The following is a 744-nucleotide window of genomic DNA, read 5'->3' as shown; positions in this document are numbered from 1 at the left end:
GATACCGACTTTGGTGTCATCTCAGAAAAAGCACTGATCGAAGCGGTGAAAAAAGCACGTGCTCGTGGCGAGAAAGTCGTCATGACCAATGGCTGTTTTGATATTCTTCACGCTGGTCATGTGTCTTACCTTAATCATGCTGCTGAGCTAGGTGATCGCCTAATTGTCGCAGTAAATACCGATGAGTCTGTAAAGCGTTTAAAAGGCCCTGGTCGTCCAGTAAACCCAACCGATCGCCGTATGGCAGTATTGGCAGGTTTAGGTGCAGTTGACTGGGTTGTTCCGTTTAGTGAAGATACGCCACAGCGTCTGATCTCTGAAGTGCTGCCAAGCATGTTAGTTAAAGGCGGTGACTACAAACCAGAAGAGATTGCCGGTGGTAAAGAAGTGATTGCGGCAGGTGGTGAAGTTCGTGTTTTGAACTTTGAAGATGGTTGCTCAACCAGCGAAATCATCAATGCAATTAAAGGCGGCAAAGGCTAAGCCTTACTGCTTTGAACAACACTATCTGGAAGGTCGCTGCAAAGCGGCCTTTTTGTTTTTCTATGCTTGTTGTCCTACGTTCTGGTATAGCAATGCATTTGCGAGATAATCGCTATGCGTACAATGTTAGGTACTTTGCATCGAATGATAGACAACAAAAAACGCCAGTTGAAGAATCAACTGGCGTTTTAATTTCATTGTATAACTGAACGTTATTTCGCTGGTTTCAAACCTGCATCCACATCCAAGATGTCTTGTTCG

The 744-nt window shown here is 44.8% G+C and carries 1 protein-coding gene; it reads left to right on the top strand.

Annotated elements, in window-relative coordinates:
• Nucleotides 1-483: D-glycero-beta-D-manno-heptose 1-phosphate adenylyltransferase (gene rfaE2, locus R7P74_RS26235; RefSeq protein WP_318123568.1), on the top strand; the 483-nt coding region annotated here is incomplete at its 5' end.
• Nucleotides 484-744: the final 261 nt, after the last annotated feature.

The organism is Vibrio sp. 2033 (genome assembly GCF_033339735.1).
This window is presented reverse-complemented; position numbering and strand designations above follow the sequence as displayed.